Source organism: Kitasatospora sp. NPDC017646, from assembly GCF_044329365.1.
Taxonomy (GTDB): Bacteria; Actinomycetota; Actinomycetes; order Streptomycetales; family Streptomycetaceae; genus Kitasatospora.
Window position 1 is genome coordinate 83,004 of sequence record NZ_JBIRJC010000005.1, and the last position, 22,036, is coordinate 105,039.

Genomic DNA, 22,036 nt, shown 5'->3' on the forward strand with positions numbered 1-22,036 from the left:
GCGCCGGCGGGGGTCGTCGGGGTGGTGGGGGGCGTTCGGGCTACCCAGGGTCGTCCAGGCCAACGGGGGGGGGGGGGGGGGGGGCCGCCCGGGGGGGGGGGGCCGGGCCCGCCGGTCGGGTCACTGGCCGGCGGCGGCGGAGGCCGGGCCGATGGCCGCGCTCAGTTCGCGGACCGTGCCCGCGTCGAAGAGCAGCTCGATGTCGAGCGCGCGCCCGAGTTCCGCCTCCAGCCGGGAGACGAGGCGCAGGGCGCGCAGCGAGTCGCCGCCCAGTTCGAAGAAGTCGTCGTCGGGGCCGACCTCCGGAAGGGCCAGGACCTCGGCGAACAGCCGGGTCACCAGGGCCTCGTGGTCCGCCGCCCCGACCGGCCGGGCGGCGGGTGCGGCCTCGTCGCCGGGCTGCGGCGGGGTGGGCAGGGCGAGCAGGTCGGTCTTGCCGGCCGGGGTGAGCGGCAGCTCCGCGAGGACGGCGACCGCCTCGGGGACCATGTACGAGGGCAGCGAGCGGCGCAGTCCGGCCTGGAGGCCGGCGGTGTCGAGCGGGGCGTCGCGGTCGGCGGGCACCACCCAGGCGACCAGGCGGCCCTCCCGTACGGCGACGGCGGAGCCGGCCACCTCGGGCAGGGCGAGCAGCACCTGCTCGATCTCGCCGGGCTCGATCCGGTAGCCGCGCAGCTTGAGCTGGCGGTCCATCCGGCCGAGCAGCTCGATCCGGCCGTCGGGCAGGCGGCGGGCGTGGTCGCCGGTGCGGTACATCCGGCCGCCGGTGAACGGGTCGGTGACGAACCGCTCCGCCGTCAGCTCGGGGCGCCGCCAGTAGCCCTGCGCCACGCCGTCGCCGCCGATGCACAGTTCGCCGACGCAGCCGACCGGCAGCAGCCCGCCGTCGACGGTGTCCAGCACGTGCAGCACGGTGTTGGAGATCGGCCGGCCGACGGTGACCCGGGTGGTGTCGGCGGTGATCGGCTCGACGCTGGAGTACACGGTGGTCTCGGTCGGGCCGTACATGTTCCACACCGAGGAGCCGCGCTCGGCCAGCGGGGCGGCCAGGTCGGCGGGGAAGGCCTCGCCGCAGCTGTAGAGCCGGGGCCGGCCGGCGCCCTGCCAGCCGGAGTCGAGCAGCGCCCGGTAGCGGGAGGGGGTGGCCTGCAGAGCGGTGATGCCGTGCTCCAGGGTGTAGCGGTCGACCTCCCGGCCGCTCAGTCCGAGGGCCTGACCGCCCACGTGGACGGTGCCGCCGACCGCGAGCGGGACCAGCAGTTCGGCCAGCGAGGTGTCGAAGCCGAGCGTGGTGAGGGCGAGGAAGCGGGTGTCGCCGTCCAGGCCGGGGTGCCGGCGGGCCAGGCTGTCCACCAGGTTCGCCAGGGCGCGGTGGCCGACGGCGACGCCCTTGGGGCGGCCGGTGGAGCCGGAGGTGAACATCAGGTAGGCGAGCCCGTCCGGGTCGGCGCCCGGGAGCTCGACGGCCTCGGCGGAGGGCGTTCCCGCGGAGTGGGCTTCGCCGGTGAGGTCGGCGGCGGTGAGGTCGAGGACGGCGCCGTCCCAGTCGGCCAGCGCGGGCGCTCCGGTCGCGTCGACGAGCACCACGGCGGGCGCGGCGTCCGCCAGGACGAGGCGGATCCGCTCCACCGGGTGGGCGGGGTCGAGCGGGACGAACGCGGCTCCGGCGCGGGCGACCGCCAGCATCGCGGTCACCAGGTCGGCGCCGCGGCCCAGGCAGATGCCCACCCGGTCCGCGGGGCGCACCCCGCGCCCGACCAGCAGCCGGGCCAGGGCGTCCGCCCGCAGGTCCAGCTCCCGGTAGCCGTGGCGGTGCTGCTGGTCGACCACGGCGGTGTGGCCGGGCCGGTCGCGGACCGCGGCGTCGATCAGCCCGGACAGCAGGGCGGCCGGCTCGCTGCGGTCGATCTCGGTGCCGTTCCAGGTGTCCAGCTGCCGGGCGCGGGTCTCCTCGGGAACGGCCAGCAACTCCCTCACGGGGAGGCCGGGTTCGGCGGCGAAGCGGGTCAGCACGGCGACGACGTGGTCGAGCAGTGCCCGCGCCTCGTCCGGGGGGATCCGGCCGGAGTCCACCACCGCCTGCAGCTGGAGGTCGGCCGCGGCCCGGACGACCAGCGTGACCGGGTAGTTGGTCCGGGTCTCGTAGCGGACGTCGTCGACCGTCACCTCGCCGTGGGAGAGCACCGCCTCCGTCCGGTCCGGGTAGTTCTCGACCACCACGACGGTGTCGAACAGCGGCACGCCGGGGGCGGTCCCGGCCCAGCGCTGGATGTCGGTCAGCGCGGTGTGCTGGTGGTCCAGCACGGGGTGGCGGGTGGCGGCGTGCCGGGCCAGCCACTCGTCGCCGGGCAGCTCCCGGTCGACCCGCACCCGCACCGGGACGGTGTTGATGAACATTCCGAGCATCTGCTCGGCGCGGTCCAGGCCGAGCGGGCGCCCGGAGACCGTCACGCCGACCACCACGTCGTCGCGGCCGGAGTGGCGGGCGACCGTCCCCGCCCAGGCCGCCTCGACCAGGCCGCTGAAGGTGGTGGCCCGGGCGGCGGCGAGCCGCCGCAGGGCGGCGAGGGTTCCGGCGGGCAGCGCCGCCCGTACGGTGTGGAACCCGCCGGTGGGCTTGGTGCCCGGACGCATCCCGGGCAGGGTCAGGGTCGCCGGTTCGCGGTGGTCCGCCAGGTACTCCGTCCAGAACTCCCGGTCGCGCTCCGGGTCCTGGCGGCCCAGCCAGGCGATGTACTCGCGGAACGGCGGCGGTGCGGGCAGCTCGGCGGTGGCGCCGGACAGTCCGGCGGTGACCTCGGCCAGCAGCAGGGCCGCGGACCAGCCGTCCAGCAGCAGGTGGTGGTACGTCCACACCACCAGGTGCTCGCCGGGCAGGCGCAGCACCAGCAGCCGCATCAGCGGCGGCCGGGTCAGGTCGAAGCGCTCGCGGGCCCGCTGCTCCAGTTCCTCGGCGACGGCGGCGGTGCGCGCCGCGTCGTCCAGGCCGGTCAGGTCGCGGAACTCGATCGGCAGCTCCGCCTTCGGCAGCACCACCTGGTGCGGGGTGCGGATCCGCTCCCGGACGAAGGCCGTGCGCAGCACCGGGTGCCGGGCTATGGCCCGCTGCCAGGCGGCGCCCAGCACGGCGAGGTCCAGTTCGCCGTGCACCCGGAAGGTGGTCAGCTCGACGTAGAGGCCGTGCTCGGGGGAGGTGGTGCTGTGGTAGAGCATCCCCTCCTGGGTGGGCGAGAGGGGATAGATGTCCTCGATGTCGTTCACTTCGTGTCCTCTCCTGACCGGAACAGGGCGAGTACCCGGGCCAGGTCGTCTTCGCTGAGGTCCGCGTCCGAGAAGGCCTCGCGCGGCCCCGGCGAGGGGGCCGGGGAGGGTCCGGCGGGAGCGGTGGGCGGGGCTGTGGTGGCGGGCGCGGGCGCGGCGGCCGGTTCGCGGTCCGCGCGGATCCGGGCGGCGAGCTGCCCGACGGTGGGGTGGGCGAAGAGGTCGCCGGGGGAGACGGCCAGCCCGATCCGCTGGAGTTCGCCGGTGATCTGGACGATCAGCAGGGAGTCGCCGCCGAGCTCGAACAGGCTGTCGTCCGGGCCGATGCCGGGCACGCCCAGCAGGCGGGACCAGACCGCGGCGATCCGCTCCTCCAGCTCCCCGGGGCCGGCCGGCTCGGCGTCCGCCGGTGTGGCCGTGGCCGTGGCGGTGGCGGTGGCGAGGGCGGTCCGCGGCGCGGTGCGCCCGGCCGTGCGGGGGCTGACCAGGACGTGCGGGAGGTGACGGTTGGCCAGGATCCGGTCGAAGGCCAGCAGGCCCTCCCGGGTCGGGATTCCGCCCTGCTCGGGCTCGACGCCGCCCGCGGCCCCCGCAGCGCCCGTGGCGCCGCCGTCCGGGCCGGAGGCCGGGGCCGGCCGGAGCACGAAGCCCTCGACGAGCACGCTCGGCGTGCCGTCCGGCGCGGCGACGACCACGTCGACGACCAGCGTGCCGCCGGCCCCGGCCGCCCCGGCCGCACCGGAGCGGCGCAGGACCCGGACGACCGCCTCGGGGCCGAGCGGGCCGAGCACCACCAGCCGCCGGTAGGCCACCGGCAGGTGGCTGCCGGTACGGGCGGTGACGGCGCCGGTGGCGGTGTCCAGCAGCGCGGGGTGCAGCGGATGCGCGGCCAGATCGCCGTGGAACGGCTCGGGCAGGCGCAGCCGCAGCATCGCCTCGTCCCCGCTCCCGCCCCCGCCCTCGCTCCGGCGGACCTCCGTGACGCTCTCCCAGCGCGGCCCGGTGCGCAGCCCGCTCGCCCCGCCGGGCCGCTGCCCGGCGGACGGCGCGACGGCGGTGCAGCGCTCCGCGAGCCCGTCGAGGTCGAGGCGCTCGGGGGAACCGCCCCGGTACGGCGCGATCCGGCCCTGGGCGTGCGGCCTGGACGGCACCGCGCTGGAGCGGACCTCCCACAGCTGCCCGCCGTCGGGCGCCGGACGCAGCCGCAGGGTCACCTCCGGCGGCCGGCCGACGGGCAGCCGCAGCGGGTGGGTGAAGACCGCGTCCAGCTCGACCGGACCGTCCCCGAGCGTCAACCGGTGCCCGGCGACGGCGAGTTCGAGCAGTGCGGTGCCGGGCAGGACCGGGACGTCGCCGATCCGGTGTTCCTCGGCGGGCCAGCTCGTCTGCCCGCTGCGGCGCAGCCGCAGCTCCACCGTGCCGTCCGGTTCGGTGCGGCGGGCGTCGAAGAGGGCGTGGTCGAGGACCTCGCCGCCGTCGAGCCAGTCCCGCAGCCCGGAACGGACCGCCATGCCGGTCTGCGACCAGCGGTCCCAGCCGATCGACACGGCCGCCCGGGTGCCGGTGGCGAAGCTGTCCAGGAAGGCGTTGGCCCCGGTGTAGTCGGCCTGGCCGACCGCGCCGGTGACCGCGAGCGCCGAGGAGCAGAGCACCAGCAGCGGACGGTCACGGGCCGTCAGCCGCTCCAGCAGGACGGTGCCGATCACCTTCGGGGCGAGCACCCGCGCCATCTCCTCGGGGCCGCGCAGCGCCGCGACGCCGCCACCGGGCACCCCGGCGGCGTGCACCACCCCGGCGATCGGGCCGTACGCGGCCCGCACCCCGTCGAGCGCGGCGGCCAGCGCGGCCGCGTCGGTGACGTCGGCCTGGACGAGGCAGAGCCGGGCGCCGCGGGCGGTCAGCCCGGCGAGCGCGGCGGCCAGCTCCGGCGGGCAGCTCGCGGCGGGCGCGGCGCCCGCGGGCCGCAGGCTGCGCCAGCCCTCGCCGTCGGGAACGGCGCGGCGGGTGAGCAGCACGACGGTCCGGCCGGCGTCCTCGGCGAGCCGGCCGGCCACGGCCAGGCCGATCCCGCCGAGACCGCCGGTGACCAGCCAGGGACCGGCGGGCAGTGCGGTCTGCGGCGCGGCCGGGTCGGTGAGCACGGGCCGGCCCGGGGCGGGCGCCAGGTGGGCCCGGCCGCGGACCGCGGTGAGCGGCGCGGGCGCCTGCTCGGAGCACAGCTGCGCCACCACCGCGTCGGCGGCCAGGGCCAGTTCGGCGGGCTCCCGGGTGGGGCAGTCCAGGTCGAGCGCCTCGGCGGTGAGGCCGGGCACCTCCTGCGGCAGCACCCGGACGGCGCCGAGACCGGCGGCTGCCTGCGGAGTGCGGGCGGGCTGCCCGTTCACCCCGTGGGCGGCGTCGGTGACCAGCAGCATCCGCAGCGGCCGGCCCGGGAAGGCCTCGCCGAGGGCGCGGGCCAGCTGGACCGGGACGGTCAGCGCGCGCAGGGCGCCGTCGGCCGCCTCGCCCGGGGTGGCCCGCTCCAGCGGCGGCTCGTCCATGGCCCGGCAGGAGACCACGGCGTCCGGCGGGGTGCCGCGACCGGCCAGGGCGGCGGCCAGGGCGGAGTAGGCGGAGGGGTCCGCGGGGTCGAGGGTGAGCCCGGCGCCGTCCGGGTCGGCCGCCGCGCCGGGTGCGCGGACCGGGGTGACCCGGGCGCCCGCCGCGGCGAGCCGCTCGGCGACCGGCCCGGCGAGGCCGGCGTCGTCGGCGAGCAGCAGCACCGAGGCCGGGACGGGCCCGGTGCCGGCCGGCGGGAGGACGGGGGTCCAGGTCAGGACGTGCAGCCAGGAGTCCACGCCGTCGGCGGCCGGGGTGGTGCTCGCGGCGGCCACGGCCGGGGCGGTGACGGCGGCGGCGGGCCCGGCGGGGCGCGGGCCGTCCCCGGCCGGTTCGAACCAGTGCCGGACCGGCTCGAACGGGTAGCCCGGCAGCGAGGCGTGCCGGCGCCCGGCCCGCTCACCGAGGGCGGACCAGTCGAGGTCGGTGCCGCGCTCCCAGAGCCGGCCCAGCGCGCTCAGCCGGGCGGGCGGCTGCGGTCCGGCCGCGGCGGCGTCCAGGGTGGGCAGGGCCGGCCGGTCGGTGCCCAGGGTCCGCACGGCGAAGCCGGTCAGGCCCCGGCCGGGGCCGAGCTCCAGCAGCGGGCCGTCGCCCGGCAGGGCGGCGAGCGCGTCGGCGAAGCGGACGGTGTGCCGCAGCTGGCGCGCCCAGTACTCCGGCGAGACGGCCTCGTCGGCGGTCAGCTCACGCCCGGTCAGGCCGGAGACCACCGGCAGGGCGGGGGCCTGCGCCGGGACGCCCGCCACCAGCCGGGCGAACTCCGCCAGCAGCGGCTCGGCGTCCCGGGTGTGGAAGGCGTGCCGGACGGCCAGCGGACGGGCCGCGACGCCGCGTGCGGAGAGGCGCTCGGCCAGCCGGGCCACCGCCGCGGGGGCGCCGGCCGCCACGCAGCGGTCCGGTGCGTTGACGGCGGCGAGTTCCGGGCCCTCGGGGTCGTCCAGCAGCGCGCGCAGCTCCGCCTCGGGCAGCGGGACGCTCAGCATCGCGCCGGGTGCCATGGTGCCCATCAGCCGGCCGCGTTCGGCCACCAGCCGGGCGGCGTCGGGCAGTTCGAAGACCCCGGCGGCGCAGGCGGCCGCGAACTCGCCGACGCTGTGGCCGGCCAGCGCGACCGGCCGCAGGCCGAGCGCCGTCCACCACGCGGTGAGCGCGTACTCCACCGCGAACAGCGCGGGCTGGGCGACCTCGGTGCGGTCGAACAGGTCGGCGTGGGCCGGATCGAGCAGCAGCGCCCGCAGCGGTGCGGCCGTCCACGGCCGCAGGGCGTCCAGGCAGCGGTCGAGCGCGGCGCGGAAGACCGGTTCGGCGCGGTACGGCTCCGCGGCCGTGCCCGGGCGGCCGGCGCCCTGGCCGGGGTACAGGAAGGCGACCCCCCGGCCGTCGCCGGAGACCCGGACCGGGCGGGAGCGCAGCCGTTCCCCGGGCCCGGTCAGGACGGTGCGCCGCCACGGGTGGTGCCTGCGCCTGGTCTGCAGGGTGAACGCGGCGTCGGCGGCCGTGGGCGCGGCCGGTCCGGCCAGTGCCGCCTCGAGCCGTTCGGTGGCCCGGTCGAGGGCCGGCTCGGTGCGGGCGGACAGCGGCAGCAGCTCCCACTCGCCGGCCGGCCCGGCGGGCGCGGCGGGCAGCGGGGGAGCGTCCTGGAGGATCAGGTGGGCGTTGGTGCCGCCGATGCCGAAGGAGCTGACCCCGGCGATCCGGGTGCCGTCCGCCCCGGGCCAGGGCTCAGCCTCGGTCAGCACCCGGAAGAGGCGGGGGTCCAGCTCGGGGCTGGGGCTCTCGAAGTGGACGGTCGGCAGGAGCGTGCGGTGCTGCAGCGAGAGCACCGTCTTGATCAGCCCGGCCATCCCGGCGCAGGTGTCCAGGTGGCCGACGTTCGACTTGACCGCGCCGAGCACCCGGCGGGGGTCCGGGGCGCCGCCGAACACCCGTGCCAGCGCGGCGAGTTCGATCTGGTCGCCGAGGGCCGTCGCGGTGCCGTGGGCCTCGATGCAGGAGACCTCGTCGGGCGCGACCCCGGCCACCGACTGGGCCGCGGTGATCACCCGGACCTGGCCGTCCAGGCTCGGCGCGGTGAAGCCGACCTTGCGGTTGCCGTCGTTGTTGACCGCCGAGCCGAGCAGGACGGCCCGGACGGTGTCGCCGTCGGCGACCGCGTCGGCCAGCCGCTTGAGCACCACCACGCCGACGCCGCTGCCGAAGACCGTACCGGTCGCCCCGGCGTCGAAGGGGCGGCAGTGCCCGTCGGCGGAGAGGATCCCGCCCTCGGCGTGCAGGTAGCCGAGCCCCTGGCCGACCCCGGCGGAGACGGCCCCGGCCAGCGCCACGTCGCACTCGCCGCTCAGCAGCGCCTCGGCCGCCAGGTGGACGGCGACCAGGGCGGAGGAGCAGGCGCTCTGCACGCTCAGGCTCGGGCCGGTCAGGCCGAGCCGGTAGGAGGTCTGGGTGGCGAGGTAGTCCTTGTCGCCCGCGGCCAGCCACTGGACCTCGGCGCGGTCGGCCAAGTGAGCGGCGCGGGGGAGCAGTTGGTGCGTCAGGTAGGAGTTGAACCCGGCCGAGGCGTAGACGCCCACGCCGCCGTCGACCCCGTCGGTGGGCTGTCCGGCGTCCTCAAGCGCGGCGACCGCGCACTGCAGGAACAGCCGGTGCTGGGGGTCCATCAGCTCGGCGTCCCGGGGCGGGATGCCGAAGTACTCGGCGTCGAACTCCGCCAGGCCCTCCAGCACGCCGCCGGCGCCCACGAACCGCGGGTCGGCCAGCCGTTCGGCCGGAACGCCCAGGGCCGCCAGCTCCTCGGGGGTGCGGAAGGTGATGTTCTCCCGGCCCGCGACCAGGTCGGCCCAGAAGGTCCCGGCGTCGGGGGCGCCGGGGAACCGGCAGGCGAGGCCGGTGACGGCGATCGCGTCCGGCAGGTCCGGCACCGCGGTGGCCGGGCCCTCGGGGGCGTGGGTGGACATCGGACTGCTCTCCTCACAGGTGGTGATCGACACGGCTCGGGGGCCGCGGCCGGACCGGGCAGGGGTGCCCGCCCGGCCGCCGGCCGCACGATCAGCCGGTCGGGTTGGTGCCGGAGCCGCCCCGGCGGGCGGCGCGGCGCCGTTCGTGGTGCTGCCGGCGGTCGCCGCCGACGGGCTGCGCGTCCGTCCGCGCCTCCGTCCGCGCACTGCTCCCGGGGACGGGCGACGGCTCCGCGTCCGCCGCGGGGGCGGATCCGGGTGCGGGGGCGGGGACGGACCCGGGGGCGGGCCGGTCCAGCAGCTCGGCGAGGTGCCGGATGGTCGGCCGGTCGAACATCTCGACCACCGACAGCTCCCGCCCGAAGTCCTCGGCGATCCGCCGCTGGACCCGGACCAGGTGGATGGAGTTGGCGCCGGCCTCGAAGAAGTTGGTGTCGACGTCGACCTCCGCCCCGTCCATCACCTCCCGCCACAGAGCGGTGAGCCGTTCCACCGCGCCCGCCTCGGCGGCCCGCGCCACCGGGCGCGGCGCGGGAACCGGCGCCGGAACGCGTGCCGCGGGTGCGGCCGCCGTCACGGCCGGGGCGGCCAGCCTGGCGAGCGCCGCCCGGTCGACCTTGCCGTTGGCGGACAGCGGCAGCGCCTCCACCGCCCGGACCAGCTGCGGCACCATGTAGCCGGGCAGCCGCTCGGCGAGCGCCTCGCGCAGCCCGAGCGCCCAGTCGGCGCCGGAGCCCGGCTCCTCGGCCGCCGCGCCCGGCGGCAGGCCGCCGACCAGGGTGTGCAGCACGCTCTGGCCGTCCTCCAGCATCAGCGCGCCGCGCAGCGGCTCCGGGAACACGTCTCCGATCGGGCAGAGCGCCACCGTGCAGTCGCCGGCCCGGTGCCGCAGCAGCTGCGCCATCGCACCGGCCTCCAACAGGCAGAAGCGGTCGGCGAGTTCGCCGTAGACCGGGGTGATCGCGGTGTTCCTGGCGACCAGGAAGAGGGCGAAGCCGGCGCGTTCGACCAGCGGCCGGTTGGCCTCGCTGTAGAGCGCCGGATCCAGCGCCCGTTCCGCGCCCGGCGCGCCGTCGAGGGCGACCAGGGCCGGTCCGGCGGGGTCGACGTAGTAGGTGCCGGCCGCCAGACCCGCCACCCCGCCGGGGGCGACGGCCAGGTAGGTCTGCACCGGGTACAGGCCGCCGGCCGACCCGTAGGCGTACCGGGGCACGCCGTCCTCGTCCTGGCGGGCGAGCACGGTCAGCAGCGCGTGCAGGTCGGTCAGGCGCACCGGGACGTCCGCGAAGCCGGTGGCGGCGCCGCGCAGGGCGGCGGCCCGGCGCAGCTCCAGGGTGTCGGCCGGGAGCGCGAAGGGCAGGACCTCACGGCCCGCCAGGTCGGCGCGGCGGCCGGGCTGGCGCAGCCGCGCCTCCAGCCGGCGGACCCGCTCGGCGTCCAGCGCCGGCACGGCCGCCGGGGCCGGGGCGGCGGGCAGCGGACGGGCGGCCTCGCAGACCACGTAGGCCGCGAGCCGGGCGCCGAGTCCGTCGCCCTCGACCAGCGCCGCGGCCTCCCGCACGCCGTCCATCCGGACCAGCGCGGATTCGATCTCGCCCAGTTCGATCCGCATGCCGCGCACCTTGACCTGCGAGTCCTCGCGGCCGAGGAACTCCAGGTCGCCGTCCGGCAGCAGCCGGGCCAGGTCGCCGGTGCGGTAGAGGCGCTCGCCGGTGACCGGGTGGGTCGGGAAGGCGCGGGCGGTGATCCCGGGGGCGTTGCGGTAGCCGACCGCCAGGCCGACGCCGGTGATGAACAGGGCGCCGGCCACCCCGACCGGACGCGGCCGGAAGGCCTCGTCCAGGACGACCATGCCCTGGTTCCGCATCGGGCGGCCGTACGGGATGCTCGGGCGGTCCGGGTCGACCGCGCCGATCGGGTGCAGCACCGACCAGATGGACGCCTCGGTGGCGCCGCCCAGGCTGATCACCTCGGCCTTGGGCGCGAGCGCGCGGACGTTGTCGGGCATGCCGACCGGGATCCAGTCGCCGCTGAGCATGACCAGGCGCAGCGACTCCAGGTCGGCCGCCGGGTTGCCGTCGGCGTACGCCAGCAGCATCTCCATCAGCGCGGGTACGGAGTTCCACACCGTGACCCGGTGCTCGGCGACCAGCCGGGACCACCGGGAGGGATCGCGCTCCTCCCCGGCGCCGACCAGCACCAGGGCGGCGCCGGCGGCGAGGGTGCCGAAGACGTCGTACACCGAGAGGTCGAAGCCGAGCGAGGAGATGCCGAGGACCCGGTCGGACGGCGTGACCCGGAAGCGGTCGTTGACGTCCACCACGGTGTTCAGCGCACCCCGGTGGTCGATCATCACGCCCTTGGGGTCGCCGGTGGAGCCCGAGGTGTAGATGACGTACGCGAGGTCGGCCGGGGTGGTCGGGACCGGGTCCGGCGGGGTGTCGGCCGGGGTGGCCAGGGCCTGCTCGAAGCCCAGCAGGGTGACTCCGGAGGGCACGGCGTCCTCGGGGGCCCAGGACTCCCGGGCGAGCAGCGCGGTGGCGCCTGCGTGCTCCAGCGAGCGGGCGACCCGGGCGGCCGGCAGGCCGGCGTCCAGCGGCAGGTAGGCGCCGCCGGCCCGGATCACGCCGATCGCCGCGGCCACCTGCTCCCAGCCCCGGTCGGCGCGCACGCCGACCAGCTCGCCGGGGCGCACCCCGGCCGCGCGCAGCGCGTGGGCCACGGACGCCGAGGCCCGCTCCAGTTCGCCGTACGTCACCGTACCGGTGGCCGAGACCACGGCGGTGCGGTCGGGCGAGGTCCGGGCCCGGTCGAGGAAGGGCTCGTGCAGCAGCCCGGCGGGCAGTGGGCCGTCGGTGGCGTTGAGTGTCCGGTAGGCGTCGAGCTGGGCGGCGGGCAGGGCGACCAGGTGCGGGTCCGTCCAGGCGTCGGGCTGTTCGGCGAGTGCGGTGAGCAGGCCGGTGTAGGCCTCGAACATGGCGTCGAGCACGCCCTCGGGGAAGAGCTCCTCGACGGCGTCCCAGGTCAGCCGCAGCCGGCCCTCGTCCTCGGAGATCTGGTGGTCCAGCCAGACCTGCGGGGTCTGGGTGATGGTGTGGGCGACCTCGGCGCCCAGCTCCCGGAGCACCCGGCTGCCGCCCACGCCTTCGGCGCCGAGCTCGCTGGTGAACACGACCGGCATGGCCGCCTCGGCGACCCCGCGCCGGCGGGCGAGTTCGCCGCCGACCCGCACGCCACTGACCAGCTGGTGGTCGAGGTCCTCCCAGAGCCGGTCCTGCAGTCGGCGGGCCCGGTCGGCGAAGGCGCCGGCGGTCGCGCCGTCCACCTCGAACAGGCTGAGCGCGGTGAAGTCGCCGACCATGGCGCCCAGGTCGGGGTGGTCGCCGACCCGGTTGAACAGGGTGAGGTTGAGGGTGAAGCGGTCGGCGGTCGACCAGGTGCCGATCACGGTGGCGTAGGCGGCCAGGGCGAGCGCCGAGGGGGTGACCCGGCCGGCGGCGGCCCGGCTCTTCAGCCGCTCCCACAGCTCGGCGGGCAGGTGTGCCTCGCGGCGGTGGAACCTGGTCTCGGCCAGCTCCTCGGGGCGCCGCGCCAGCGGCAGCGCGGGGGCGGGCGGCAGGGTGTCCAGCCGGCCGTGCCAGTAGTCGAGGTCGCGCTGCAGGGCCGGGCCCCGGCGGCGGTCCTGCTCGGCCAGCACGTAGTCGCGGAAGGAGAGTTCGAGCGGGCGCGGGTCGAGCGTGCCCTGGTAGACGGCGAGCAGTTCGCGCAGCAGGATCTGCACGCTGCCGCCGTCGGCGATCAGGGTGTCGATGCTCAGGTGCAGCCGGACGTCGGCGCCGGCGGTGCGGCTGGCGCGCAGCTCGAACAGCGGCCAGGCGTCGGCGGGCAGCACCTGGTGCGACATCCGGGCGCGGGTCCCGGCGAGGCGCTCGGCCCGGTCCTGCTCCGGCAGCTCGCGCAGGTCGTCGACGGTCAGCTCGTACGCGGGCACCTCGGGCAGGACGCGCTGGGTGCCGTCCTCGCCGAAGACCAGGCGCAGGGCGTCGTGCCGCAGCACCATCGACCGCCAGGCGTCCTGGAGCCGGAGCGGGTCGACGTCGGCGACGTCCACCTCCAGGTAGAGGTGGCAGGCGACGTCGCCGCCGACGGCGCCACTGCGGCCGATCCAGTAGGCGCGCTGGACGTCGGTGAGCGGGAAGGGCTCGTGCCGGCGGGCCGGGTCCGGGACCAGCGCGGTCCGCTCGGCGGGGGCCCCGGCGGCCCCGTCCGCGCCGAGCGCGTCCACGGCCCGGGCCAGCGCGGCCACGGTCGGCGAGTCGAACAGGGTGCGCAGCGGCAGCTGCACGTTCAGCCCGTCGCGGATGCCGGCGACCATCCGGGCGGCCAGCAGTGAGTGGCCGCCGAGCTCGAAGAAGTCCTCCCCGGTGCCGACCTCGTCGAGGCCGAGGGCCTCGCACCAGATCGCGGCGATCCGCTCCTCGGTGGGCGTGGCCGGCGGGGTGCGGTCGCGGCCGGCGGCGGGCACCGACTCGGGCGCGGGCAGCGCCGCCCGGTCGACCTTGCCGTTGCCGGTGAGCGGCAGCGCGTCGAGCGTGAGGAAGCGGGACGGGACCAGGAAGCCGGGCAGCTGCCCGGCCAGGGCGGCCCTCAGCTCGGCCGCGGCCGGCGGCGCGGCCGGGTCCTCGGGCACCAGGTAGGCGGCCAGCGCGGCCCGGGAGGTGCCCAGGCCGTAGGCGGTCACCACGCACTGGCGGATCCCGGGCAGTGCGGTGAGGGCGGCCTCCACCTCGCCGGTCTCGATCCGGAAGCCGCGGATCTTGACCTGGTGGTCGTTGCGCGACAGGTACTGGATCCGGCCGTCGGGGCGGGTGCGGACGAGGTCGCCGGTGCGGTACAGCCGCCCGGTCCCGGGGCCGGCCGTCCCGGGACCGGTGGCCTCGGGGTCGGTGACGAACCGCTCGTCGGTCAGTTCGGGCCGGTCGAGATAGCCGGCCGTCACCCCGGCGCCGCCGATGAGGAGTTCACCGGGCACGCCGACGGGCACCCGGCGCCCGTACGGGTCGAGCACCCGGACGGTGGTGCCGGCGATCGGGCGGCCGACGGTGACCAGGCCCTCGTCCGGGTCGACCTCGTCGGTGGTGGACCAGACGGTGGTCTCGGTCGGCCCGTACATGTTGAGGATCCGGCCGTCGAGGTGCGCGGCCAGCCGGCGCACCAGGTCGGCGTCGAGGGCCTCGCCGCCGAGCAGCAGCCGGCGCAGGCCGCGCAGTGCCTCCGGGTCGGCCTCGTCCAGCAGGGTGCGGGCCCGCGAGGGGGTGCACTGCAGGTGGGTGACGCCGTGGGTGCGGATCAGCGCGGTCAGTTCGGTGTCGGCCGGGCCGGCGGCGGCCGGGGCGGCGGCCGCGGTGCGGCGCAGCCCGGCCAGCCGTGGCAGGGCGGCCAGCGCGGTGTCGGTGTCGACGCCGAAGTCGATCAGGCAGCCGATCTCGTCGACCCCGATCGCGGCCAGCCGCCGCACCAGCGGCAGGCACTCCTCGGCGGTGCCGATCAGCGAGCCCTGGCCCAGGTAGCGGGCGCAGGCGTGGTCGAGCAGCGCCTCCTGGTCCTCCGCGGTGAAGTCGCTGCTGCGCACGTCCATGCCGAGGCCGCGGGCCAGGTTCTCGATCAGGCCGACCGAGCTGCGCAGGTAGTCGCGGAACGGCTGCCGGGCGTGCGCCCGGACGTCGGCCTCGTCGGCGCCGACGTAGCTGTGCAGCATCAGGGTGACGTGCGGCTCACCGGTGTGGCCGGCCTCCCGCCAGGCCTCGCGGTACAGGGCGATCTTCTCGGCGAGGTCCTCGGTGCTCTGGCCCAGCAGGTGGGTGAGCAGCCGGGCGCCGACCCGGCCGGCCGTGCGGCAGGTCTCGGGGTTGCCGGAGGAGGTGAGCCAGTACGGCAGTTCGGCCTGGACCGGGCGGGGCAGCACCTCGACGTCGACGGTGCGGCCGCCGGGCCCCTCGAAGGGGAGCCGCTCGCCGCGCCACAGCCGCCGGACCTGCTCGATGCCGCTGACGGTGAGCGCCTGGCGGTCCTGGTAGGCGTCCTTGGCGAGGACGAAGTCGTCGGCGTGCCAGCCCGAGGCGAAGGAGAGGCCGACCCGGCCGCCGGACAGGTTGTCGACGACCGACCACTCCTCGGCCACCCGCACGGGGTGGTGCAGCGGCAGCACCACGCTGCCGGCCCGGATGCCGATCCGCTCGGTCGCCTGCGCGATCGCGGAGGCCAGCACCGAGGGGGCCGGGAACGGCCCGCCGAAGGCGTGGAAGTGCCGCTCCGGGAGCCAGACCGCCGAGAAGCCGTGGGTGTCGGCGAAGCGGGCGCCGTCCAGCAGCAGGCGGTACTGCTCGGGGCCGGGCTCGGCGCCGGCGGTGTCGCTGGCGAAGTAGAACAGGCTGAACTCGGGGACGGCCCGCTCGGCTCCGGGTGCCGGGGCCGCGGCCGCGGCGGGCAGCGCCGTGCCGGGGTCGGGGTTGACCACGACCCGGTGGCCCCGGCTGAGGGTCCAGAGCAGTTCCAGGACGGAGATGTCGAAGGACACGCTGGTGACGGCCAGCCAGGTCGACGGCTCGGCCGCGCCGTCGGTGCCGTCCGTGCCCTCGGCGAGCACGCGGTCCATCGCCGCCAGGAAGGCGGTGAGGTTGCGGCGCAGGACGACGACGCCCTTGGGGCGGCCGGTCGAGCCGGAGGTGTGGATGACGTAGGCGGGGGCGTCCGGGTCCACCGGCGCGGGCTCGGCGGAGGCGTTCCCGGCCGGGGCCGGGGCGTCCAGGTCGAGCAGCGGCGCGCCGGCCGGCGCCGCGTCCCGGGTCGCGGCGTGCACCAGGACGGCGGTGGGCCGGGCGTCCTCGACCACGTGGGCCAGCCGGGCGGCCGGGTAGTCGGGGTCGAGCGGCAGGTAGGCGGCGCCGGCCCGGAGCACGGCGAGCATGGCGGCGGGCAGGTCGGTGCCGCGGCGCAGGCACAGGCCGACCCGGTCGCCGGGGCGCACCCCGGCGGCGCGCAGCCGGGCCAGCAGCTCGTCGACCCGGGCGTCCAGTGCGGCGTAGGTCAGGGCCTGGTCCGGGCGGTCGCCGGGCAGCACGGCCTCGGCGTCGGGGCGGGTGCGGACGGCCTCGGCGAAGGCCGCCACGACGTCCACGGCGTCCTCGGGCAGCGGCCCGCCGTCCCCGGCGGCGGCCAGCAGGGCCCGCTCCACGGGGGTGAGCGCGAGCAGCTCGGAGAGCCGCAGGCCGGGGTCGGCGGCGCCGCGGGCGAGCACCCGCCGCAGAGCCTCGGTCAGCTCGCGCACGGTGTCGTCGTCGAACAGGTCCCGGCTGAACTCGCAGACGCCGGCGGTGAGTCCGCCGTCCCGGGCGAGCTCCAGGCTGAGGTCGGTGCGGCACAGCCCGTTGTCCAGCTCGACGAGCTCGACGCCGACCCCGGGCAGGTCGATGTCCGGCGCGGGGACGTTCCGGTAGCCGAACTGCACCTGGTAGAGCGGCGCGTGGCTCAGGTCGCGGTCCGGGCGCAGCTCGCGGACCAGGCGCTCGAAGGGCACCTGGGCGTGGGCGAGCGCGCCGAGGGCGGTCTCCCGGACCCGGTCGAGCAGCTCGCCGAAGGTCGGGTCGCCGGAGAGGTCCGAGCGCATCACCAGGCTGTTGACGAACATGCCGACCAGGCCGGTCAGTTCGGGCCGGTCGCGGCCCGCGGTGGGCACGCCGACCAGGACGTCCTGCTGGCCGGAGTGGCGCATCAGGACGGCCTGCCAGGCCGCCAGGGTGACCATGAACGGGGTGGCCCGGGCAGTGCGCGCGGCCTGCTCCACGGCCTCGGTGGTGGCGGCGTCCAGGGTGAAGTGCACCCGGCCGCCCCGGTGGCTGGGCACGGCCGGGCGGGGCCGGTCGGCGGCCAGTTCCAGGACGTGCGGGGCGCCGTCCAGCCGCTCGCGCCAGTAGGCGAGCGGCTCGGCCAGCGCGCCGTCGGTGAGTTCGCCGCGCTGCCACTGCGCCCAGTCGGCGTACTGCACGGTGAGCGGACCGGGCACCGGGCCGCCCTCGCGGAAGGCCCGGTAGCGGCCGCAGAGTTCCTCCACCAGCACCGAGCGGGACCAGGCGTCGCCGACCAGGTGGTGGTTGACCACGACCAGCAGGGCGCGCTCCGGCGTGGAGCGGATCAGCAGGGCGCGCAGCAGGGGGCCGTGCTCCGGGTCGAACGGCAGGGCGGCCTCCCGCTCGGCGAGTTCGCGCTCCCGCTGCTCGCTCCAGCCGGCCTCGCCGTCCTGCGGCTCGACCACCCGCAGTACCGGGCCGACCTGCTCCAGCACCCGCTGCACCGGTCCGTCCGCGCCGGTGGCGACGACGGTGCGCAGCGCCTCGTGCCGCTCCACCAGGCCGGTCAGCGCCGCCTCCAGGGCGGCGACGTCCAGCGCGCCGGTCAGGCGCAGCCCGACGTACTCGTTGAACACCCCGAGGCCGGGGGTGAGCTGCTCCACGAACCAGAGCCGCTCCTGACCGAAGGACAGCGGCGCGGGCAGCGAGCGGTCGCGCGGCGGCAGCGTCGGCGCGGCGGCGGGACCGGCGGTGGCGGGGCCGGTGGCGGTGGCCGGGGCCGCGCCGGCCCGGCCCCGGGCGCGCGCCTCGAAGGCGGCGCGCTGCTCGGGGGTGAGCCGGGCGAGGCGGTCCTCGCGGCCCCGGGGGTTGCGGCCTGCGGGGTTGGTCACTGCTGCTCCAGTTCGGCGATGATGCGGTCTTCGATCTCGACGGCGAGGTCGGCGATGCGGCCGCCCTCGAAGAAGAGCCGGGCGGGGACGTCGACCTCGAACTCGGCCCGCAGCCGGGCCGCGACCTGGGCGGCCAGCAGCGAGTGGCCGCCGAGCTCCAGGAAGTCGTCCTCCACCCCGACCCGGTCGAGGCCGAGCAGTTCGGCGTAGATCTCGGCCAGGCGCTCCTCGGTCGCGGTGGCCGGGGCGGTGTACGGGGTGGCGAGTTCGGGGCGCGGCAGGGCGGCCGTCCGGGGCAGGTCGGCGGCCGGGGCGGTGGAGGTCCGCAGCGTGCCGTCGGTGATCCCGGCGCCGACCCGGGCCACCACGGCCCGGCCGGCCGGGCCGTCGAGCACGGCGGCGAAGGCGCGGGCGCCCTGCTCGGGAGTGAGCGCGCCGGCCAGCATCTCGGCCTGGAAGGCCCGCAGCGCCTCCGGGACCTCGGCCTGGCTGGCCATGCCGACCTGGGCCCACATGTCCCAGTCGACGGCCACCGCGAACCGCTCGCCGCGCGCGGCCTCGGCCTCCGCGACGGCGGCCAGGTAGGCGTTGGCGGCCGCGTAGTCGGACTGGCCGTAGGTCGGGATCAGGGTGGCGAGCGAGGAGCAGAGCACCAGCACCTCGGCCTCGCCGGGCCGCAGCGCGGCCAGCAGGTGCCGTAGGCCGGCGGTCTTCGGGGCGAGCACCGCGCGCATGCTGTCGTCGGAGCGCAGTTCCACCGAGCCGCCGCCGGGCACACCAGCCGCGTGGATCACGCCGTCGATCCGTCCGAAGGCCGACCGGGCCTGCTCCAGCGCCCGGTCGAGCGACTCGGCGTCGGTGACGTCGGCGCGCACGGCCAGCACCTCGGCGCCGGCCCCGCGCAGCCCGGCCAGGGCGGTCTCGGCGGCCTCGCCGCCGGCCCCGCGGCCGAGCAGGACGAGCCGGGCGACCCCGGAGCCGGCCAGGTACCGGGCCAGGGTCAGGCCGATCCCGCCCAGGCCGCCGGTGATCAGCCAGGTGCTGTCGGCGCGCACCCGGGCCGGGGCCGCGGGGACGGGCCGCTCGACGCGCTCGACCGTGCGGGAGAGCAGGGAGCCGTCGCGCAGGGCGAGCAGCGGGGCTGCGGCCGTGAGCACGGCGCGCACCACCGCGGTGGCGGCCGCCTCGTCCAGGACGGCCCCGGCGGCGAGGTCGACCTGGGCGCAGCGCAGGTTGCGGTACTCCTCGCCGAACACCTGGACCGGACCGCTGAGCAGGGCCGCGGCGGGCCGGGGCCGCTCGCCGGGGGCGGCCGGGAAGGCCCCGGCGGTCACCACGCCGAGCCGCACCTCGTGCAACACGCTCTCGGCGGACATCGCCCGGGCGAGGTGGACCAGGCCGAAGTAGCCGTCGGTCTCGTCCGCGGTCTCGTCTAGTCCCCAGGCGTACAGGACGGCGGTGGGCGTGCGGACCAGGGCGCGCAGGTCGGCGAGCAGCTTGGCGTACTGGGCCGGGTCGGCCGGGTCGAGCTCGTAGACGCCCCGGCGCACCCGGCGGTAGCCGGTGCCGGGCTGGACGGTGGTGACGATCTGGCCGCGCGCGGTCAGCAGGTCGACCAGCGGCTGGGCGGCGCCGGCCCGGTCCAGCAGGACCAGCCAGGTCTGACGGCGCCCGCTCAGCGGGTCCTCCCCGGCCGGGCCGGTCAGCGGGTGCCAGCCGATGGTGGCGTGCACCGCGTCGGGGTCCGAGGCGGGCAGCGCGGTGGCGGCCGCCCGGCCGGGGACGGTGGGCTCGATCCAGTGCGGCAGCCGCTCGAAGGGGTAGCCGGGCAGGTCGGCGGGGCGCGCCGCGGCGTCGAGCGGCTCCCAGTCGACCGGGGCGCCGTGCGTCCACAGGCTGCCGAGGGCGAGCACGGCGCTGCCGGGCTCGTCCTCGGGACCGCGGCGGCCGCGGGTGGGCAGCGGCGGCTGGGCGAGCCGCGGTGCGGCGGTGCCCTCGGCGGCCGAGCGGGTCAGGTCGGTCAGGACGCTGCCGGGGCCGGTCTCCACCAGCACCATCCGCTCGTCGAGCGCGGCCAGGCGGGTGAGCCCGTCGTGGAACCGGACGGGGGAGAGCATCTGGCGGGTCCAGTACCCGGGGTCGGTGGCCTGCTCCGGGGTGATCCAGTCGCCGGTGAGGTTGGAGAGGAACGGCACGGTGGGCTCGCGCAGCGTCACCTTGGCCAGCTCGGCGGCGAACCGCTCGGCCGCCGGGGCGCACAGGGCGCTGTGGAAGGCCCGGTCCACCGGCAGGGCGAGGGCGCGCAGGCCGCGCTCGCCGAGTTCGGCGGCGGCGCGCTCGGCGGCCGCGGGGGCACCGGACAGCACGGTGGCGGCAGGACCGTTGACGGCGGCGAGGTCCAGCCCGTGCCGGGCGGCGAGGTCGGCGGCGGCCGCCTCGTCCAGCGGGACGGCCACCATCGCGCCGGGTGCGGTGGCCTCCATCAGCCGACCGCGGGCGGCGACCAGGGCGAGCGCATCGGGCAGGTCGAGGACGCCGGAGAGCAGCGCGGCGGTGTACTCCCCGAGGCTGTGGCCGAGCAGGGCGGCCGGGCGGACGCCCCAGTGCCGCCACAGCGCGGCCATGGCGTGGCCGACCGCGAGGACGGCGGGCTGGGTGACGGAGCTGCGGCGCAACTGCTCGGCGTCGCCGCCGCGGAGCAGCTCGACCAGGTCGAGGCCGAGGTGCGGGCGCAGCAGCTCGGCGGCCTCGTCCAGCGCGGTGCGGAACACCGGGTGCGCCGCGTGCAGGCCGAGGGCCATGCCCGGGTACTGGGCGCCCTGGCCGGGCAGCAGGAAGGCGACGGGCGCGGCGCCCTGGCCGGCGCGGGCCCGGACGGACTCCCGGCGGCCGCCCTCGCGCAGCGCGGCGATCGCGCCGGCGGTGTCCCGGGCGACCACGACCCGGCGCTGGACCAGTCGGCGCCGGCCGGTGCGCAGGGTGCGGGCGACGTCCGCGAGCGGGCGGTCCGGGTGGGCGGCGAGGTCCTCGGCGAGCCGCTCGGCGGCGGCGTCCAGGGCGGTGCCGGTGCGGGCGGACAGCGGCAGGGCGACCGGGACGGCGGTCGGTTCGGCGGCCTCCCGGGCGGCGGTCGCGGGTGCCTGCTCCAGGATCACGTGGGCGTTGGTGCCGCCGATGCCGAAGGCGCTGACGGCGGCCCGGCGCGGGCCGTCCTGGACCGGCCAGTCGGTGAGGTCGGCGGGGACGAAGAACGGGCTGTCGGCCAGGCCGAGTTCGGGGTTGACGGACCCGGCGTGCAGGCTGGCCGGGATCCGCCCGTTGCGGACGGCCAGGATGGTCTTGATCAGACCGGTGACGCCCGCGGCGGTGTCCAGGTGGCCGAGGTTGGACTTGACCGAGCCGAGGCCGCACCAGCCGGTGGCCGAGCGCCCCCCGGCGTCCTGCTCGGCGCGGAAGGCGGCGGTGAGCGCCTCGACCTCGATCGGGTCGCCGATCGGGGTGCCGGTGCCGTGCGCCTCGACGTAGCCGATGGTGTCCGGGGCGACGCCCGCGACGGACAGCGCCTCGCGGATCACCGCGGTCTGCCCGGCCACCCCGGGAGCGGTGTAACCCGCCTTGTTGGCACCGTCGTTGTTGACAGCCGAGCCGAGGATCACGGCGTGCACCCGGTCGCCGTCGGCGAGCGCGTCGGCGAGGCGCTTGAGCACCACGACGCCCGCGCCGTTGCCGAAGACCGTGCCGGCCGCCTCGGCGCCGAAGGGCCGGCAGTGCCCGTCCGGGGACTCGATGCCGCCGGGCACCGGCAGGTAGCCGGAGCGGTGCGGAACGGTGACGGTGACGCCGCCAGCCAGGGCGAGGTCGCACTCCTCGGAGAGCAGGCTCTGCACCGCGAGGTGCACCGCCACCAGCGAGGTCGAGCAGGCGGTCTGCACGCTGACCGCCGGGCCGCGCAGGTTGAGCTTGTACGCGGCCCGGGCGGCCAGCTGGTCGGGCTGGTTGCCCTGGAAGAGCATCGGCACGCCGAGCGAGTCCCGAAGGTCGGTGCGCGGCAGCAGGTTGTGGATCAGGTAGGTGCTGAGCAGCGATCCGGCGTAGACCGCGACCGGCCCGCGCGCCCGGTCGGGGTCGCAGCCCGCGTCCTCCAGCGCCGCCCAGGCGCACTCCAGGAAGATCCGCTGCTGGGGGTCGATGACCGAGGCCTCCAGCGCGTTGTAGCCGAACAGCTGGGAGTCGAAGCCGGCGACGTCCGACAGCACGCCCTTGGCGGCCACGTACCCGGGCTTGCCCGACTGGTCGTCCGGCACTCCGTCGGCCCGCAGCTCCTCCGGGCCGAAGCGGCTGATCGCCTCGGTGCCGGCGGCCAGCAGCTCCCACAGCGCGTCGACGGAATCGGCTCCGGGGAAGCGGCCCGCGAGGCCGACGACGGCGACCCGGCCGTCGGTCTCGGCCGCGTCGGGAAGGACCGGCTGTGCGTTCAAGGTGTTCT

The 22,036-nt window shown here is 77.5% G+C and carries 4 protein-coding genes; all 4 read right to left on the minus strand.

What is annotated here, in order from left to right:
• Positions 1 to 120: 120 nt before the first annotated feature.
• The 4 genes from ACH4J0_RS10660 to ACH4J0_RS10675 all read right to left on the minus strand — a co-directional run bounded on the left by ACH4J0_RS10660 (position 121) and on the right by ACH4J0_RS10675 (position 22,028).
• Complete coding sequence (locus tag ACH4J0_RS10660; protein ID WP_396238389.1) at positions 121 to 3,261, minus strand: amino acid adenylation domain-containing protein; 3,141 nt, start codon at positions 3,259 to 3,261, stop codon at positions 121 to 123.
• On the minus strand, positions 3,258 to 8,813 hold the full coding sequence (locus ACH4J0_RS10665; RefSeq protein ID WP_396238391.1) for an SDR family NAD(P)-dependent oxidoreductase: 5,556 nt from the start codon (positions 8,811 to 8,813) through the stop codon (positions 3,258 to 3,260). The genes ACH4J0_RS10660 and ACH4J0_RS10665 overlap by 4 nt, the downstream gene beginning before the upstream one ends.
• Positions 8,814 to 8,904: 91 nt before the next feature.
• Positions 8,905 to 17,550 (minus strand): amino acid adenylation domain-containing protein, encoded by an 8,646-nt coding sequence (locus tag ACH4J0_RS10670; protein ID WP_396238393.1) that lies wholly within the window; start codon positions 17,548 to 17,550, stop codon positions 8,905 to 8,907.
• Complete coding sequence (locus ACH4J0_RS10675; RefSeq protein ID WP_396238395.1) at positions 17,547 to 22,028, minus strand: SDR family NAD(P)-dependent oxidoreductase; 4,482 nt, start codon at positions 22,026 to 22,028, stop codon at positions 17,547 to 17,549. The genes ACH4J0_RS10670 and ACH4J0_RS10675 overlap by 4 nt, the downstream gene beginning before the upstream one ends.
• Between the last annotated feature and the right edge of the window lie 8 nt (positions 22,029 to 22,036).